This window comes from Rhizobium sp. RU36D (genome assembly GCF_900176345.1).
Classification (GTDB): domain Bacteria; phylum Pseudomonadota; class Alphaproteobacteria; order Rhizobiales; family Rhizobiaceae; genus Allorhizobium.
In genome coordinates this window covers 150,464-166,226 of the sequence record NZ_FWXU01000005.1, presented here as the reverse complement: position 1 = coordinate 166,226, position 15,763 = coordinate 150,464, and the positions used below count along the sequence as shown (strand labels likewise).

At 61.4% G+C, this 15,763-nt stretch carries 12 protein-coding genes; 5 read left to right on the top strand and 7 right to left on the bottom strand.

What is annotated here, in order from left to right; all coding sequences use genetic code 11:
* Positions 1-18 precede the first annotated feature (18 nt).
* Positions 19-1,134: an acyl-CoA dehydrogenase family protein gene (locus B9A97_RS08475; protein WP_084364725.1), complete on the bottom strand. Its 1,116-nt coding sequence runs from the start codon at positions 1,132-1,134 to the stop codon at positions 19-21.
* 57 nt (positions 1,135-1,191) lie between these two features.
* On the bottom strand, positions 1,192-2,823 hold the full coding sequence (locus B9A97_RS08470) for a long-chain-fatty-acid--CoA ligase (RefSeq protein WP_084364723.1): 1,632 nt from the start codon (positions 2,821-2,823) through the stop codon (positions 1,192-1,194).
* Positions 2,824-3,115: 292 nt separating this feature from the next.
* Here B9A97_RS08470 and B9A97_RS08465 point away from each other — a divergent pair, with 292 nt between their 5' ends.
* From B9A97_RS08465 to B9A97_RS08450, 4 genes are read left to right on the top strand one after another with little or no spacing between them, the layout of a single operon-like run.
* Positions 3,116-3,661 (top strand): nuclear transport factor 2 family protein, encoded by a 546-nt coding sequence (locus B9A97_RS08465; protein WP_084364721.1) that lies wholly within the window; start codon positions 3,116-3,118, stop codon positions 3,659-3,661.
* Positions 3,658-4,119 (top strand): MaoC family dehydratase, encoded by a 462-nt coding sequence (locus B9A97_RS08460; protein ID WP_084364720.1) that lies wholly within the window; start codon positions 3,658-3,660, stop codon positions 4,117-4,119. The genes B9A97_RS08465 and B9A97_RS08460 overlap by 4 nt, the downstream gene beginning before the upstream one ends.
* A 31-nt stretch (positions 4,120-4,150) precedes the next feature.
* Positions 4,151-5,041 carry an SDR family NAD(P)-dependent oxidoreductase gene (locus tag B9A97_RS08455; protein WP_084364718.1) on the top strand — a complete coding sequence of 297 codons (891 nt, stop codon included), beginning with the start codon at positions 4,151-4,153 and terminating at the stop codon, positions 5,039-5,041.
* 11 nt (positions 5,042-5,052) lie between these two features.
* Complete coding sequence (locus B9A97_RS08450; RefSeq protein WP_084364716.1) at positions 5,053-6,255, top strand: acetyl-CoA C-acyltransferase; 1,203 nt, start codon at positions 5,053-5,055, stop codon at positions 6,253-6,255.
* Between the two features lie 116 nt (positions 6,256-6,371).
* Here B9A97_RS08450 and B9A97_RS08445 read toward each other — a convergent pair whose 3' ends face one another.
* The 3 genes from B9A97_RS08445 to B9A97_RS08440 form a co-directional block, all read right to left on the bottom strand.
* Entirely contained in the window at positions 6,372-8,381 is a 2,010-nt protein-coding gene (locus tag B9A97_RS08445; protein WP_084364714.1) for a primary-amine oxidase, read from the bottom strand.
* A 67-nt stretch (positions 8,382-8,448) separates the two neighbouring features.
* Positions 8,449-8,619, bottom strand: coding sequence for a hypothetical protein (locus B9A97_RS29760; RefSeq protein ID WP_179145249.1), 171 nt, complete (start codon positions 8,617-8,619; stop codon positions 8,449-8,451).
* On the bottom strand, positions 8,616-10,055 hold the full coding sequence (locus B9A97_RS08440; RefSeq protein ID WP_084364712.1) for an APC family permease: 1,440 nt from the start codon (positions 10,053-10,055) through the stop codon (positions 8,616-8,618). The genes B9A97_RS29760 and B9A97_RS08440 overlap by 4 nt, the downstream gene beginning before the upstream one ends.
* A gap of 121 nt (positions 10,056-10,176) precedes the next feature.
* Between B9A97_RS08440 and B9A97_RS08435 the strand changes: the two genes are divergently transcribed.
* Positions 10,177-11,199 (top strand): AraC family transcriptional regulator, encoded by a 1,023-nt coding sequence (locus B9A97_RS08435; RefSeq protein ID WP_084364710.1) that lies wholly within the window; start codon positions 10,177-10,179, stop codon positions 11,197-11,199.
* 124 nt (positions 11,200-11,323) lie between these two features.
* Here B9A97_RS08435 and B9A97_RS08430 read toward each other — a convergent pair whose 3' ends face one another.
* Together B9A97_RS08430 and B9A97_RS08425 are read right to left on the bottom strand one after the other, a co-directional pair.
* Positions 11,324-12,250 carry a response regulator transcription factor gene (locus B9A97_RS08430; RefSeq protein ID WP_084364708.1) on the bottom strand — a complete coding sequence of 309 codons (927 nt, stop codon included), beginning with the start codon at positions 12,248-12,250 and terminating at the stop codon, positions 11,324-11,326.
* Positions 12,243-15,617 carry a hybrid sensor histidine kinase/response regulator gene (locus B9A97_RS08425; RefSeq protein WP_084364706.1) on the bottom strand — a complete coding sequence of 1,125 codons (3,375 nt, stop codon included), beginning with the start codon at positions 15,615-15,617 and terminating at the stop codon, positions 12,243-12,245. Before B9A97_RS08425 ends, B9A97_RS08430 begins: the two co-directional genes overlap by 8 nt.
* Positions 15,618-15,763: the final 146 nt, after the last annotated feature.

The following is a 15,763-nucleotide window of genomic DNA, read 5'->3' as shown; positions in this document are numbered from 1 at the left end:
TTTGTCCTCCCGGCGCCCTCAGGCAGCCCTTTCCTCGCGCACAAACTGCAGCCGCAGGTCCTCCGCCTGGCCCAGCATGGCGCCCAGGTTGATGGCGCGCTTCAGATACAGGCCGATATCGCATTCGTCGGTGAAGCCCATGGCGCCGTGCAGATGGATGGCGCGTCGACCGATGAGGAATGCCGCCTCGGAGGCACGCGCCTTGGCCGCCAGTACGGCCAGCCGTGCTGCCTTGCCCTCGCCTCTTTCGAGCCTTTCGATGGCATTGACGACAGCCGAAGCCGCGAATTCCGCCTCGCCCCACAGATCGACCAACCGGTGCTGGATGACCTGGAAACCGGCAATCGGCTTGCCGAACTGGACGCGCTGCTGCGTATAGGCGGAGGTGATTTCAAACGCGCTGCTGGCATTGCCCGAGAGTTCGGCCGCCAGCGCGACGCGCGTGATTTCCACCGCCTCGTCGATGACAGTCCGCACATCGTTCCCCTGTGCCAGAACACTGTCCGCCGGCACCCGAACCGCGGAAAACGTGAGCGAGGATACCAGAGTGCCATCCACACCGGGCCGGTCAACGCGCTGCAACCCGTCACTACCAGCAGGCAGGCTCACCAGCACCGGCGTGTCGCCAAGGGCAGCTTCTATGATGAAATCGGTGGCAGATGCGGCGGCCTCCAGGAAGTCTAGCCGTCCGGAGAGCACAATCCCCCCATGATCGGCCGTCGCCATGGCGGCGCTACTGCCTTGCGACAGCGCTGGCGCGACAATGGACGTGCCCTCCACCAGGCCAGCGGCCAGGCGGGAAACCTCGTCACCGGGTTGGACACGGGCCAATAGCGCTGCGGACAGGACGGAGGCCGTGGCCAGAGGCGAGGGTATGAGAGCCCGGCCGAGGGCCTCGCTGATCACGGCCTGATGACGGATGGAAAGACCCGCACCGCCCAGGGCTTCCGGTAGGAGAATGCCGAGCCAGCCGTTTTCCGCCATGGCGCGCCACAGAGCGATGTCCATGTCGCCGCCGGAAGCCCTTATGGCCCGCATTCGCTGCGCACCCGGCCATCCCTCAGCGAAGGATGCGATACTGTCGCGCAGCATGGCGATAACGCCGTCATCGTCCTCCAAAATCAATTGGGGCATAGTTTGTCTCCTGACTGCAGGGGTAGAGGATGCCGGACGCACCGGCCCACCACCCTTTCAGTGTTTGAAGGTGAAATCCTTGAACTGCTCGCGAAGGCGGTTCTTCTGCAGCTTGCCGGTTGCCGTGTGGGGCAATTCCTCCACGAACACGACGTCATCCGGCAGCCACCATCGCGCCACCCGATCGGCCAGGAAGGCGAGGATATCCGCCCCGTCGACCGCCGCGCCCGGCTTGGCCACGACCAATAGCAGGGGCCGCTCCTGCCACTTGGGATGGGGCAGCCCGATCACGGCCGCCTCCTGCACGGCGGGATGGGCCACGGCCGCGTTCTCCAGATCGATCGAGCTGATCCATTCGCCGCCCGACTTGATGACATCCTTCGAACGGTCGGTGATCTGCACAAAGCCCTGCTGGTCTATGCTGGCCACATCGCCCGTCGCGAACCAGCCCTCGTCATCGAGCACGTCGCCGCCCTCGCCCTTGAAGTAGGCAGCAGCGACCCACGGACCGCGGACCTTGAGATCGCCCGATGTCTTGCCGTCACGCGGCAGCGGGCGATTGTTGTCGTCGGTGATGCGCACTTCGACGCCATAGATGACACGCCCCTGCTTCGCGCGCAGGGCAAATTGCTCGTCAAGCGTCAGCCCGTCATGCTGCGGCAGCAGGTTGCCGATCGTGCCCAGCGGGCTCGTCTCGCTCATGCCCCAGGCCTGGATCGTATAGGCACCCAGCTTTTCGTGCAGGCGTTCGATGATGGCGCGCGGGGCTGCCGAGCCGCCGATGACAATCCGGTCGAAACGCAGCCGGGAGAGATCGAGCTCGGGATGATCGTCCAGATATTTCAGGAAGCCAAGCCAGACCGTCGGCACGCCCAGCGACATGGTGCAGCCTTCGGCGGCCGCGAGCTCGAACAGGCTTTTGCCATCAAGCCAAGGACCCGGCAGAACCAGCTTGGCGCCGCACATGGCCGATGTGTAGGGAATGCCCCAGGCATTGACGTGAAACAGCGGCACCGCAAGAAGAATGCAGTCGCGGCTTGAGACCTTCAACCCGTCAGACGCACAGGCGGTGAAGGAGTGCAGGACCGTCGAGCGGTGGCTGTAGAGCACGCCCTTGGGATTGCCCGTGGTGCCGGAGGTATAGCAGAGCGAAGAGGCGCGCGTTTCCTCGAATTGTGGCCAATCGAGCTCGTCGTCCTGCTCGGCGACAAGGTCTTCGTAGCACAGGCAGTCTTCAAGACCGGCTGGCATATGCGCCCGATCCGTCATGACAACCAGCGTTGTGGTAAACTTCAGCTTCGGCCTGAGCCGCGCAACGAGTTCGGCAAAGGTGGTATCGAAGAACAGCACCCGGTCTTCGGCATGATTGATGATGTATTCGATCTGGTCCGGAAAGAGGCGCGGATTGACGGTGTGCAGCACCGCGCCCATGCCTGAAACACCGAAATAGAGTTCCATGTGCCGATGGGTGTTCCAGGCCAGCGTTGCCACCCGATCGCCGCCCTCGATTCCCAGCGCGATCAATGCCTTGGCAATCTTTGCGGCACGAGAGCGCAACTGGCTGTAATTCAGCCGCACGGTCTCCCCATCGCAATTGCGTGAGACGATCTCCGTCAGTGGATGATTGAGCGCAGCATGTTCGATCAAGGTCGAAATCAATAGCTGCCGCTCTTGCATCAAGGCGCGCATGTATCCTCCCGAATAGCTGTCGCGGGCAATTTCCTCCAACCGCCCGAACATGCCCAGAGCGTGGGTTCGCAGGCCGATATTGTCAAACCAAACTCATTCGCGAAGTAGAAATTCACGAGTGTGAAGTTTTTCCGGACTTTGCACCCATGAGCGCCCCGCCCTCACGACATCGCATGGGTCGCCGGCGAGCGATTTCGGATGCAAACTTCACCCATGTGAAAGAGGCCGCGGTCCTTTGACGGGCGCCGAACAATCAAAATATGGTCTGCGCCGTTGGGGATGGGAGGAAAACATGCCGAACGACAGTGACATGCTTGCGGAGTTGATGGATCGCGAGGCGATCCGCTCTTGTCTTTACACCTATTGCCGCGGGATCGACCGCGCTGATGAGGCAGCCCTTCGCGCCGCCTATTGGGAGGATGCGACGGATCGCCATGGCCCCTATCAGGGCAGCGCGAGCGGCTTCATAGAGTGGGCGATGAAGGCGCTGGCGAACACAGAGCGCAGCATTCACCAGATCACCAACGTCATCATCGACTTCGCACCCGGCGGTGCGGCGGTTGAATCCCAGTTTACCGCCTGGCAGCGCGCTCCGAACGCCGCGGGCATCATGCAGCAGATGTTCCTGATGGGCCGCTACGCGGACTGGTTCGAAAAGCGCGATGGCGTTTGGAAGATTGCGCGGCGCACCGTCATTTACGACTGGGTCGAAGAGCAGCCCTTGCCGGTCGGAAGCGAGAGCGAGCGCTTCGGCGTGCGCCAGCCGATCGGCGCGAAATGGCCTGAGGACGCGATCTACACCGTCTTCAGTGCAGACCGCCTCGAGCAGGCCTCATGACGACGACGATCACCCTGGAGCAACTGGGTGCGCTGGTCGGCCAGACCGTGGGGACCTCGGACTGGATGTCGGTGGATCAGCCACGGATCGATGCTTTCGCCGACGTGACGGAAGATCGCCAATTCATCCACGTCGACCCCGAGGCCGCCCGCGAGACGCCCTTTGGCGGCACCATCGCCCATGGCTTTCTGACCCTTTCGCTGCTCAGCCGCATGGTCGAAACAGGCCTGCCGGTGCTGGAACGGCAGACAATGAGCGTGAACTACGGCTTTGACCGGTTGCGCTTCCTGGCGCCCGTGCCGTCTGGTGCGCGCGTGCGGGCCCATTTCGGTCTTGAAGGCATAACACCCCGCAAGGGCGAGCAATATCTCCTGCATTACCAGGTGAATGTCGAGATCGAAGGATCTGAAAAGCCGGCGCTATCCGCCAACTGGCTCATCCTGTCGGCGCTTGCTTGAAGCGCCGGAACACATCTACGGAGAGAATGGAATGAATGATTTCAACGGCCGTGTGGCCATCGTGACCGGGGCCGGCAACGGTCTGGGCCGCAGTCATGCCAAGGGGCTTGCGCGTTTGGGTGCCCGCGTGGTGGTGTCGGATCTTTCCGCCAGCGCTGCGCAATCTGTCGTGGCCGAGATCGAGGCGGATGGCGGTCAGGCCATCGCCGCAGCCACGGATGTTGCTGACGCAGCGGCCGTCAACGCCATGGTGGAGCGAATCCTAGGCCAGTGGGGCAGGATCGACATTCTCGTCAACAATGCCGGCATCCTGCGCGACAAGAGCATGAGCAAGCTCACGCTCGAGGATTTCGAACTGGTGCTAAAGGTTCATCTCACCGGAACCTTCAACTGCATCAAGGCCGTGTGGGATCACATGAAGGCCCGCCAATACGGGCGTATCGTGCTGACGGCCTCCTCCTCCGGCATCTTCGGCAATTTCGGTCAGACCAATTACGGCAGTGCCAAGGCGGCCATGGTGGGCATGATGAACTGCCTTGCCATCGAAGGCGCGAAATATGACATCCGCGTCAACGCGCTGGCGCCGACGGCCGCAACCCAGATGACCGACGGCCTCCTGGCGCCCGAAGCCGCCGCCCTGCTCTCCCCTGAAACCGTCACGCCCGCCGTGCTCTATCTCGTGGGAGACAATGCGCCCACCAAGACCATCATGGGGGCTGGCGCCGGCGTCTTCGCGGTGACGGAAATCCGGGAATCCGAGGGCGTGTTCCTGCCGGAAGAGCAGCGCACACCCGAGGGCATTGCAGCGGCCATCGGCCGCATCCGCGACCAGTCGCACTCCAGGCCGATCGAAACCGCTTTCCAGCAGACGGCAAAATATGTCGAGATCGCTTCTGCGGCGATCGGCAAAATCAGGGCGTGAAAGGTAGGATCATGAAAGAAGCGGTTATCGTCTCAACGGCACGCACGCCGATCGGCAAGGCCTATCGCGGCGCCTTCAACGACACCCAGGCCCAGGCACTGGGCGGCCATGCGATCGCCGAGGCCGTTGCCCGCGCCGGCATCGATCCTGCTGAGATCGACGACGTCGTGATGGGGGCTGCCTTGCAACAAGGCTCGACCCACATGAACATTGCGCGGCAATCGGCGCTGCGTGCCGGCCTGCCCACCTCGGTCGCGGGCATGTCCGTGGACCGGCAATGCGCATCGGGCCTGATGGCCATCGCCATTGCGGCAAAACAGATCACCGGTGACGGAATGACCGTCACGGTCGGCGGCGGCGTTGAATCGATCTCGCTGGTACAGACGCCCCGGATGAACCTCGACCGCTACAGCGATCCCTGGCTGGTGGAACACCGGCCGGACACCTACATGTCCATGCTGGAGACAGCCGAGGTGGTTGCCGCCCGCTACGGCATTTCCCGCGATGTCCAGGACGAATACGCCTTTATGTCCCAACAGCGCACCGCGCGCGCCCAGGCCGACGGCCGTTTCGATGCGGAAATCGCGCCGATGAGCACGCTCATGCTGGTCAAGGACAAGACCACCGGGGTCGAAAGCCGCGTGCCCGTGCGACTTGAGAAGGACGAAGGCAACCGGCCAGAGACGACGCTTGAGGGCCTGAAAAGCCTGAAACCGGTCTTCGCCGATGGGCAACAGATCGCCACGGGCGCCTATATCACTGCCGGAAACGCATCACAGTTGTCAGACGGCGCTTCCGCAAGTGTGTTGATGGAGGCTGGGGAAGCGGAACGCCGTGGCCTTGCCCCGCTCGGCATCTACAGAGGCATTGCGGTCGCCGGCTGCGACCCCGACGAAATGGGCATCGGCCCCGTCTTCGCCGTGCCGAAGCTTTTGCGCCAGCACGGCCTCACGGTCGATGAAATCGGTCTCTGGGAACTGAACGAGGCCTTCGCGGTGCAGGCGCTCTATTGCCGCGATCGTCTCGGCATCGATCCCGACAGATTCAATGTCAATGGCGGCGCCATATCCATCGGTCACCCCTATGGAATGTCCGGCGCACGGATGACCGGCCATGCTCTCATCGAAGGCAAGCGGCGCGGGGTTCGCTATGTGGTGATTACCATGTGCGTCGGCGGTGGCATGGGCGCCGCAGGTCTGTTTGAGGTCTGCTGAGCAAGGTGGGCTTGCCGGCGCTTGATCTCGAAATTCCCCAAAGGTAACCGCGATCAACGCCATTGTTGATCGCGGCCGTGGGTCATGATCTCGCGGCTTTCGCTTCGAATGGAGATTTATGGCATTGCCGTATGGCAGCAGCCGCTGCTCGCCGCCTCTGCCTTGGGTGAGCAGCAATCCGCCTCGCGGTTGTCCCGGCTGTGGCCATTTTTCTCGGCCGGCAGGTCCATCGCAATGTTGGCATCGAAGAAGCCGTTCGGTTTCAGGGTGAAGCCCGCATATTCGACCGGCATGATCGGGAAATCCTCGGGCTTGCAGACATGGGTGTGACCGAAGGAATGCCAGAGAACCAGGTCGGCATTCTCGATGTTGCGGTTCTGGGCGACATATTTCGGCAATCCGTCGCCGCCGGCATGGACGTTCGGATAATCGCCGGAAGCATATTTTTCCGCCGGATCGAAGGCCGTGACCCAGATATGCTTCTTGGCAAAGCCACCGCGCTGGGCGACCGTCGAGCCCTCCTGCGCCAGCATCAACGGGCTTGGCATCACCACCATCTTGTAGCCCGGCGCCTTGCCGACGGAATTCTTCACATTCGGGTTCTGCACCTTCCAGTAGCGGCCCGTCTCGCCATTGGCGACAGCGGGTGAATCCAGTTCGCGCTTCAGCACCCGGGTCCTGGTGTCGAAGACATTGCCATAGGGGTTGTCGTCGCCCCAGGGACGCGGCACGAATTCATGCTCGGTCACGGTATTGCCGCCGCCGTCGACATCCATGTGCAGGCGGGCATTGAAGAAGTGCTGGTGGGTCGGGCCGCCGAGATCATCATCGACCATGCCGCCCCATTGGTAGGTTTCGCCGGGAGCGACGGCTGCCGTCTGGATGATGCCGGTGAGCTTTGCTTCGAGCTGGATCGTGCCGTCCTGGTAGAGATACCAATAGAAGCCGTAGTCGTAATTACCGACGGTCGCGAAGAAGGAAATGACGAGGCGACGCGACCGGCGGACTTCGAAGATGCCGTTGCGGAATTCGTAATGCTTCCAGAGGATGCCGTAGTCCTCCTCATGCATGCAGATGGCATTTTTCATCACCACCGGCTGGCCAAAATCATCTGCCGAGGGCACGTCGAAATAGTGGATGTGACCCAGGCAATCGCAGCCCAGCTCCAGGCAGTTGGCGAGACGTCCGAGGCCATATTCACCGGCATCGAAGGCGCTTTTCCAGAAGTGGTTGGCGGTCGGGTCGGCATAGGGCACCACCATTTCCGTCACCGAGGCACGGAAGACGATCGGGCGCAACTTGCCGCCATCCTTGATGCCGAGTTCATGGAGGACAAGACCCTCTCGCGGGGTGAAGCCGACGCGGAAGGACCAGTTCTGCCATTCGACATTCCAGCCATCGACGGTGAAGCTCGGCCCATCAGGCTGAACGATATCGAGGGGTTTCAGGCCTTGGCGCGTTTCCGGAAAGGCCTCCTGGCCGTAATTGCGCTTCTTCTTGCGCACCGGAATGATCTTCTCGTCATCCACGAGGTCAACGACCTGGTTCTTCACCAGGTCCACCACGGCAACAACGCCTTCGATCGGATGAGAATAACCGTTGTCGCGGATGTCTTCGCGCCAGTAAGAGACGGCGCGGACGATGCGCTGGCCCTTCTCGAATTCCAGGCCAAAATAGCCTGACGAGAAGGGATCGATCTGCACGAGCGGGATATCCTCATCGGTGATGCCCCGCTTCTTGACCGCCGCGATCCAGCGCGGGTCGGATTTCACCGTCGCCTCGACGGTCTCGAATTCACAGAGCATGACCGGCGGCTGACCATAGGGGAGTTCGTCATGGGCAAGGCGCTTGTGGTCGGTCACGCGCTTGGTCTTCAGATCGACGATGCTCTCATGGGTCTCGCCGGTGGTGATGTCGAGCGAGAGGATGAAGGCGAGGCGCGCCAGCGGCTTGCCGGTCCGGAAGGCGGTGAGATCCGCCTTGGTTGGCTCTTCGAGCCGGATGATCGGAAAGCGGATGGTCTCGGCCAGTGCCTTTTCGTCCTTGAGGATCGCGACGGCTTCGGCGATTTCATTGAGGCTCAGGGGATCGAGCGGATGGCGGATGGTGTCGACGACAGCGTCCATGGGAGCGTCCTTTAGGCAAAAGAGTTGGGAAGATCAGGGTGGCGCAGGCACGCCACCCCAAATCGTGTCAGCCGCGGCCGGAGCAGATCTCGGTCTCGATCATTGGCATGCCGTGGATGCAGAAGAGATTGCAGAAGGCATGCGCCTCGGCGGCGAGCAGGATCGTGGCTACGGTCAAGGCAATGAGGGACGCGAAGAGCCAACGGTCAGTGGAGGGACGTGTGAGTAGCGCGATCATTCGAAGGCCTTTCCGAGGGAGGCGTAGAGCTGCGGCTTTGCCTTGCGGATCTGCATGGCGAAGGCAGCACCCACGAGGCCCACAAGCACGATCAGATAGGGGAAGGACTTGACGATGAGGCTTTCGGACCCCGAGAGCAGCGAGAGATTGGCGATCACCAGTCCCAGCGCGCCGAGCAGGCCTGCCAGTCCGAGCGCAGGCGCTATCATCGTCGTCCACGGGCCATAGCCGGTCTTCACCTTGCGGAAAAACAGGATGATGGCGACCGATACCAGGGCCTGAACAGTCAGGATGCCGATGACCGCCAGCGCCGACATCCAGGAAAAGACGACCGTATAAGGATCGGCACCGGCCAGGATAAAGAGCGCCAGCACGATCGCAGCAATCGCGCTCTGCAGCATGCCGGCGACATAGGGCGAGCCATGCATCGGATGCACCTTGCCCAGCAGCTTAAAGGCAAGGCCTTCGCGGCCAAGGGCAAAGAAGTAGCGGTTCAGCGTGTTGTGGAAGGAGAGCACACAGGCAAACAGGCTGGTGATCAGCAGGATGTTCATGACCTGCGACGCCCAGGGACCGAGAATGCTGTCAGTGGCTGCGAAATAGAAGGCTTCCAGACCAGCCGCCGCCGTCGGCTGCACGGCCGCCGGACCGTAGAACTGGACGATTGCCCAGGTTGAAAAGGCATAGAAACCGGTGATCAGCAGCACCGCAACGTAAGTGGCACGCGGAATGGTCTTTTCCGGGTTCTCCGCTTCCTCGCCAAAGATCGCGGTCGCCTCGAAACCGATATAGGAGCCGACAACGAAGACCAGCGCAACACCAAGGCCGGGTGCAAACACGGTGGCGGGCGAAAACGAGGTAAACCCAAAACCTTCGGGTCCGCCGCCCGCCAGAACGATGCCGATATCGAGCAGCAGCAGGATGGCAATTTCGGCGATCATGCAAATGCCGAGAATGGCGCCCGAGAAGGCGATGTTGCGCTGGCCGCAGACATGCACGACAACGAGTGCGGCAAACGACCAGACCCACCAGGGCAGGTCCGCGATCGGCGCCATGGCACCTGCCATGAAGACGCCGAACAGGCCGTAGACGGCGATCTGCACGGCGGAATAGGTGACGAGCGCCATCAGCGCCCCGCCGACGCCGGCCGGCTTGCCGATGCCATGGGTGATATAGGTGTAGAAGGCCCCGGCGCCGCCGACATGGCGGCTCATGGCGGTGAAGCCGATCGAGAACAGCAGATAGAGAATACCGGCGAGCACGAAGGCGCCGGGAACGCCTGCACCATTGCCGAAGGCAAAGGCGGCCGGCGTGGCACCGACCACCGCGGTCAAAGGCGCGGCCGCGGCGACAACGAAAAAGACGATGTGAGCGAGGCCGACGGAATTCTTCGCCAGCCGGTCCTTGGGACCATCCGCAATAGATTGTATTGTCATGAGAACCCCTCTTGTGCTTGATTTCCGTCAAGAGGGTAGGCGCGACATTCTGGTCTCGAAATTGCAGTTCATGCCATTGAATCGATAAACCGCGCCACGCGGCTGTTTCAGGATGGTGAAAATGGCAGTTGCATCGGAAATGAACAGGCAGATGCTCGGAATTGCATCCATCCGGGCCTCGGTACTTGCGCCGCTGGTCGACCAGATCGACCGGCGCAGCGGCAAGACCGACCTTTTGCTGGCATCCCATGGCATCCTGCGCAGCCAGCTCGACGATCCCCATGCCATGATCCCGATGGCCCGCTATGTCGCGATCTTCGAGGATGCGGCACTGGTCGCCGAGGAGCCATCACTCGGAGCCCGGCTCGGCACGCTGTTCAAGCCCAGCGATATCGGCCCGATCGGTGTCTTGTTTTCGATCTCGGGCACGATCCGCATCGGCTTCGAGCGCCTGGCGAAATACGTCAACACGGTGCAGAGCGCCACCAGTTCCGGCATCTTCGAAGAAGAAGGCAACCTGGTCTGGACCTACCGGCTGGAGGATCCGACCATGTGGCCGCGCCGGCAGGACAGCGAATTCTCGCTGGTCGCTTCCTGCCAGCTCGTCCGCTCCTGCTTCGCCAAGAGCTGGAAGCCGCTGGAGGTGCATTTCGAGCACATGGCACCGCGGGATCGCTCCGTCCTGGAGCGCATCTTCCGCTGCCCGCTGAAATTCGGGGAAACTGCAAACCGCATTATCGTCGCCGGGAGCGATGCAAACCGGCTTTACCGCAAGGAAGATCCCGCCCTTTCGGCCGTTCTCGAACACCATGTCGCCGAGCTGGTCGACAAGACAAGACTGCCAGATAGCATCAAAGAGCGGGTGCGCGGACTGATATCCATCTATCTCGGCCACAAGCCCGTCACCCTTGACGCGATCGCGGCGGACCTCCGGATCTCCGAGCGCACCTTGCAGAGACGGCTTGCCGAGGAGGGGACGTCGCTGAGAGACCTCATTAGAGAAACGCGGGCGACAATAGCGGCGACAAACATGCAGGCAGACGTGCAGATGGCACGGATCGCCGAAGTCCTCGGCTATGCCGACTCCACCGCTTTTTGGCGGGCACGCAAGTCCTGGGAGCGGCACATCAGGAAACCCGGGTAGTCGGTTCCGGGCTGCGGATATCTCCATACGCATTGGCGGCGGGCGGATGCGGCGGCTCATCGGCTCCCCCCTGGCGTGACTTGCCATGGGGTGTTCGGCGCATGAAACAGCGTCTTCCAGCACGTCACCCATCGCGCCACAGCACCTTGACTGCCATGGTCGCGGCGGACGTCCGCTTTTCCACCATCAGCTTGTTGAAGATCTGCTCCAGGTGCTTGTTGACGGTGCGGGGCGACATGTCGAGGATTTCGGCGATCTCCTTGTTGGATTTACCGTGCGCGATCCAGAGCAGCACCTCGGCCTCGCGCAGCGTGACGCCGAAGGCTTTTGAAAGCTGCTCTTCATCGGTGCCGCGATGCCGATCGATCAACCGCAACAACACCTCCTCGCCGCGATCATCCGAAAGAAGGCGAAACTCCAGGTCCTGGCCGTTTCGCGAATGACGCAGCGCATTACGGTTCAAGGGACCATGGCCGGCCTCGTCGGACTGCGACAGCCAGCCGACCACCTCCCAGGGAAGGTAGGCGCCAGGGTCGGAGCGAATGCCGGCACGATGCAGCAGGTCGGAAGCCTGTTGCGTGGACCAGAACACCTTGCCGTTGCGATCGCAGGCGACGATCCATCGCCCGGTGGAATCCAGTGCCCGGCTGGCCGAACGCGCCCGGCGAGCATTGCCGAGATGGACACGCATCCGCGCGAACAGCTCGTTCAGCTCGATCGGCTTGGAGACGAAATCCACCCCGCCGGCCGCCAAGGCTCGCACCACATGTTCGCTTTCGTTTAAGCCGGTCATGAAGATGATGGGAATGTCCTCGAAGCCACGATCGGCCTTCAGGATCTGGCAGGTCTCGAACCCGTCGAGCCCCGGCATGACCGCATCCATCAGCACGATATCGGGCGAGCCGCTATTGGCCATGGTTATCGCATGACGCCCGCTACTGCTGGTCAACACCTCCATGCCTTCGAGACGCAGCGCATCCGACAGCATCATCAGGGTGTCCTGGGAATCGTCGACCACCAGCACGCGATTGCTTTCTCTGGCATCAGACATGGGCTACCTCTTCAATCACCGCCATGAAGTCGCGCAAACGATGATGGGCGACCAGTTGGCGCATGTGGGCGCAAAAGCGCGCCGTTGCGGGGGATGATGCTTCGATGTCATCCAGCGTCGCCTCGATCGAGCGAACGAAACCCGTTTGGCCGAGGGTCCGCAACTGCTTGAGCTTGTGCGGTTCGGGCAGTTCGGATGACGCAAACACCGGTGTCAAATCAGGCTCATCGACGCCATCGGCGGCATGAACCCAGGTCAGCGACAGCAGCGTGGCAAGCTGGTCGAACAGTTCCTCGAAGCTGAAGGGCTTGGTGAGATAGGCGTTATAGAGCTCGGCCGATTCCGGCTTGGTGCGATCATTGCCGGCATCGGCTGAGAGCATGATGATCGGTAGGTCCCGGCCGATGCGCTTCCTGGCCCGCCGTGCCACTTCCCAGCCCGACATCCCCGGCATGGCGATGTCGAGCACCAGGAGATCGGGCCTGTAGAGCGACAATGCTGAGAGGCAGGCCGGGCCATCAGCGGTCGAGATCACGGTGAACCCCAGGGGTTTAAGCGCATCCTCCAGCAAGCCGCTGAGGCTTCGGTCATCGTCGGCAACCAGCACGGTGCGGCGCGGTCCCTCATAGCCACTGATGCTGGCGACCATGGATGTGGCATCCTCGACCCCGGTGGCCGATGACAGCAACAGGCGAACAGACACGAAGGTGCCTACACCAGGCCGGCTTCGCACGACAAGCTCGCCGCCCATGATCTCGACCAGAAGCTTGGTGATGGTCAGGCCCAGTCCCGTGCCCGGCGGGCGCATGCCGTCGGAGGGATGCTCGGCGCGTTCGAACGGCAGAAAGACGCGCTCGAGATCGGTTTCGCGGATGCCGACACCGGTGTCCTCGATCTCGAAGGTGGCAACCTGGTTGCGATAGCTGACAGTCAGCGTTACCCGGCCGTGACCCGTGAACTTGATGGCGTTGGACAAGAGGTTGATGAGCACCTGCCGCAACCGCTTCTCATCGGTGAACACGTAATCCGGCATGGAGGACGGCGCGCGGAACTCGAAGTCTATGCCCTTGGCCTGCGCCTGCAGCGTGAACATGTCGACGATCTGGTCGAGAAAGGGCTTGAGAGCGATCTTGTGGCGAAAGATTTCAAGCTTGCCTGCCTCGATCTTGGAAATGTCGAGCAGGCCTTCGATCATGTCAGCCAGATGCTCGCCGCTGCGCTTGATGGTCCGGGCGGCATTGTGGATATAGCCAGGAAGCCCCTTCTGCCGGTCGAGCAGCTGGGCATAGCCGAGAATGGCGCTGAGCGGCGTGCGCAGTTCGTGGCTGAGGCCGACCACATATTTGCTTTTGGCGATGTTGGCCGATTCCGCCACTTCCTTCGCCTTCTGCAACTGCCGGTCGGTTTCCTCATGGGCGCGTATCTCGTCCATCAGCAAACGGGTATGGCGGCGGGCTTCATCCTCGGCAAATATCCGGCTCTCCTGCGCCAGCACGAACAGCCAGACGATGATGCCCGATATGATGAAGACGATGATGAACAACTTCCAGAGCACGGTCGCAATCTGTTCGGCCGGCAGGTTCCGGTCCAGCGTACTTTGGAAATAGATGAGCCAGAAGACCAGCCCGATCAGCGCCGTGACGATCGTCAGTATGGTCAGATAGCGCGCCAACCGGCTTTCCAGGAAGCCGGCGAACCGATGCGGCAGATAAGCGCTGGTGAAGCTGCGTAACTGATCCATCAGCCGCGCATCCGGCTTGCAGGCATCCATGCAGCGGGCATCAAGCGAACAGCAGAGGGAGCAGATCGGTCCCGAATAGATGGGGCAGCGCGCCATGTCCTCGCTGTCGAAATGATGCTCGCAGATACAGCACTGGATTGCCTCGGCGCTTTTCCAGTCGGTTGAGGACTGGCGGGCGAGATAGAACCGTCCCTTCGTCAACACGGCCAGAACAGGTGCCACGACAAAGGCGGCCAGAAGGGCGACATAGATATAGACGGATGCCAGAACAGGCCCGAGGAAGCCGAAATAGGCCACGAGACCCGCAAGGGCCGAAATGATCATGGCACCGAAGCCGACAGGGTTGATATCGTAGAGATGCGCCCGCTTGAACTCGATCGAACGCGGCGACAAGCCCAGCGGCTTGTTGATGACCAGGTCGGCAACGATGGATCCCATCCAGGAGACCGCCAGGATCGAATAGAGGCCGAGCGTCTGTTCCAGCGCCTTGTAGACGCCGAATTCCATCAGCAGCAAACCAAGCATGACATTGAACACCAGCCAGACCACGCGACCCGGATGGCTGTGGGTCAGTCGCGAAAAGAAGTTCGACCAGGCGATCGATCCCGCATAGCTGTTGGTCACGTTGATCTTCAGCTGGCAGATGATGACGAAGATGCCCGCAAGCCCCAGCGCCAACTCCGGCGAGCCCAGCATTTCGCGAAACACGCTCAGATACATCTGTGTCGGATCAGAGGCATCCTCGAAGCTCACGCCGTGCTGGAAGGCATAGAAGGCGAGAAATGAACCTGCAAAAATCTTCAACCCGCCGATGACAACCCAACCGGGACCGGCAAAAAGCAGCGCCGCCCACCAGCGAAGCTGGTTCTGCCGGCTGCGTCGCGGGAGAAAGCGCAGGAAGTCGACCTGTTCGCCAATCTGCGCCACCAGCGAGAAGAGAACGGCCGAGGCCGCCCCGAAATGCACGATATCGACCTGGCCATCAGGCGCACCCAAAAGCCCGGAATAGCCCGTCCATTGCCTCACGGAAGAATGGCTCTGCAGCGCGATGAACACAAAGGGCGCCAGCTGGAGCACAACCCAGAATGGCTGGGTCCAGGCCTGAAATCGGCTGATGAACGTAACCCCGTGGGTTACCAGCGGAATGATGACGAGAGCGCTGACGATATAGCCGAAGGGAAGCGGCAGGCCGGTGCACAATTGCAGGGCCGTCGCAACGATTGCCGCCTCTATCGCAAAGAAAATAAAGGTGAAAGTCGCATAGATCAGCGATGTAACGGTTGAGCCGAGATAGCCGAAACCGGCGCCGCGGGTCAGGAGATCGATATCCACGCCATACTTGACGGCATAGTAGGCAATCGGCACGCCCATCAGGAAGATGATGCCGCAACACACGAGAATGGCGGTCGCGGCGTTTGCAAACCCGTAGTTGAGTGTGATCGACCCTCCAATTGCCTCAAGCGCCAGAAAGGAGATTGCGCCGATTGCGGTATTGGCAATCCGCCAGTTGGAAAAGCGGCGAACCTTGTAGGCGGTGAAGCGCAGCGCATAGTCTTCGAGGGTCTGGTTGGCGACCCACTTGTTGTAGGTTCTGCGATTTCGCGGAATGCGCCCCGTTTCGTTCAACCCATCGCCTCCATCCTGTCAGGGATCAAGAATGCACTGCACAAATCGGACGACAAGGGGATCACAGATCCTGGCGCAGCGCATTGTTCTGCAGCATCCGAAATATCTTTGCCGGCTATTTGCCCCGCCGAAAATTCATCTTTTTC

Coding starts and splice junctions, on each gene's coding strand:
- B9A97_RS08475 (WP_084364725.1), bottom strand. CDS start 1,134: ATGCCCCAATTGATTTTGGAGGACGATGACGGCGTTATCGCCATGCTG.
- B9A97_RS08470 (WP_084364723.1), bottom strand. CDS start 2,823: ATGCGCGCCTTGATGCAAGAGCGGCAGCTATTGATTTCGACCTTGATC.
- B9A97_RS08465 (WP_084364721.1), top strand. CDS start 3,116: ATGCCGAACGACAGTGACATGCTTGCGGAGTTGATGGATCGCGAGGCG.
- B9A97_RS08460 (WP_084364720.1), top strand. CDS start 3,658: ATGACGACGACGATCACCCTGGAGCAACTGGGTGCGCTGGTCGGCCAG.
- B9A97_RS08455 (WP_084364718.1), top strand. CDS start 4,151: ATGAATGATTTCAACGGCCGTGTGGCCATCGTGACCGGGGCCGGCAAC.
- B9A97_RS08450 (WP_084364716.1), top strand. CDS start 5,053: ATGAAAGAAGCGGTTATCGTCTCAACGGCACGCACGCCGATCGGCAAG.
- B9A97_RS08445 (WP_084364714.1), bottom strand. CDS start 8,381: ATGGACGCTGTCGTCGACACCATCCGCCATCCGCTCGATCCCCTGAGC.
- B9A97_RS29760 (WP_179145249.1), bottom strand. CDS start 8,619: ATGATCGCGCTACTCACACGTCCCTCCACTGACCGTTGGCTCTTCGCG.
- B9A97_RS08440 (WP_084364712.1), bottom strand. CDS start 10,055: ATGACAATACAATCTATTGCGGATGGTCCCAAGGACCGGCTGGCGAAG.
- B9A97_RS08435 (WP_084364710.1), top strand. CDS start 10,177: ATGGCAGTTGCATCGGAAATGAACAGGCAGATGCTCGGAATTGCATCC.
- B9A97_RS08430 (WP_084364708.1), bottom strand. CDS start 12,250: ATGTCTGATGCCAGAGAAAGCAATCGCGTGCTGGTGGTCGACGATTCC.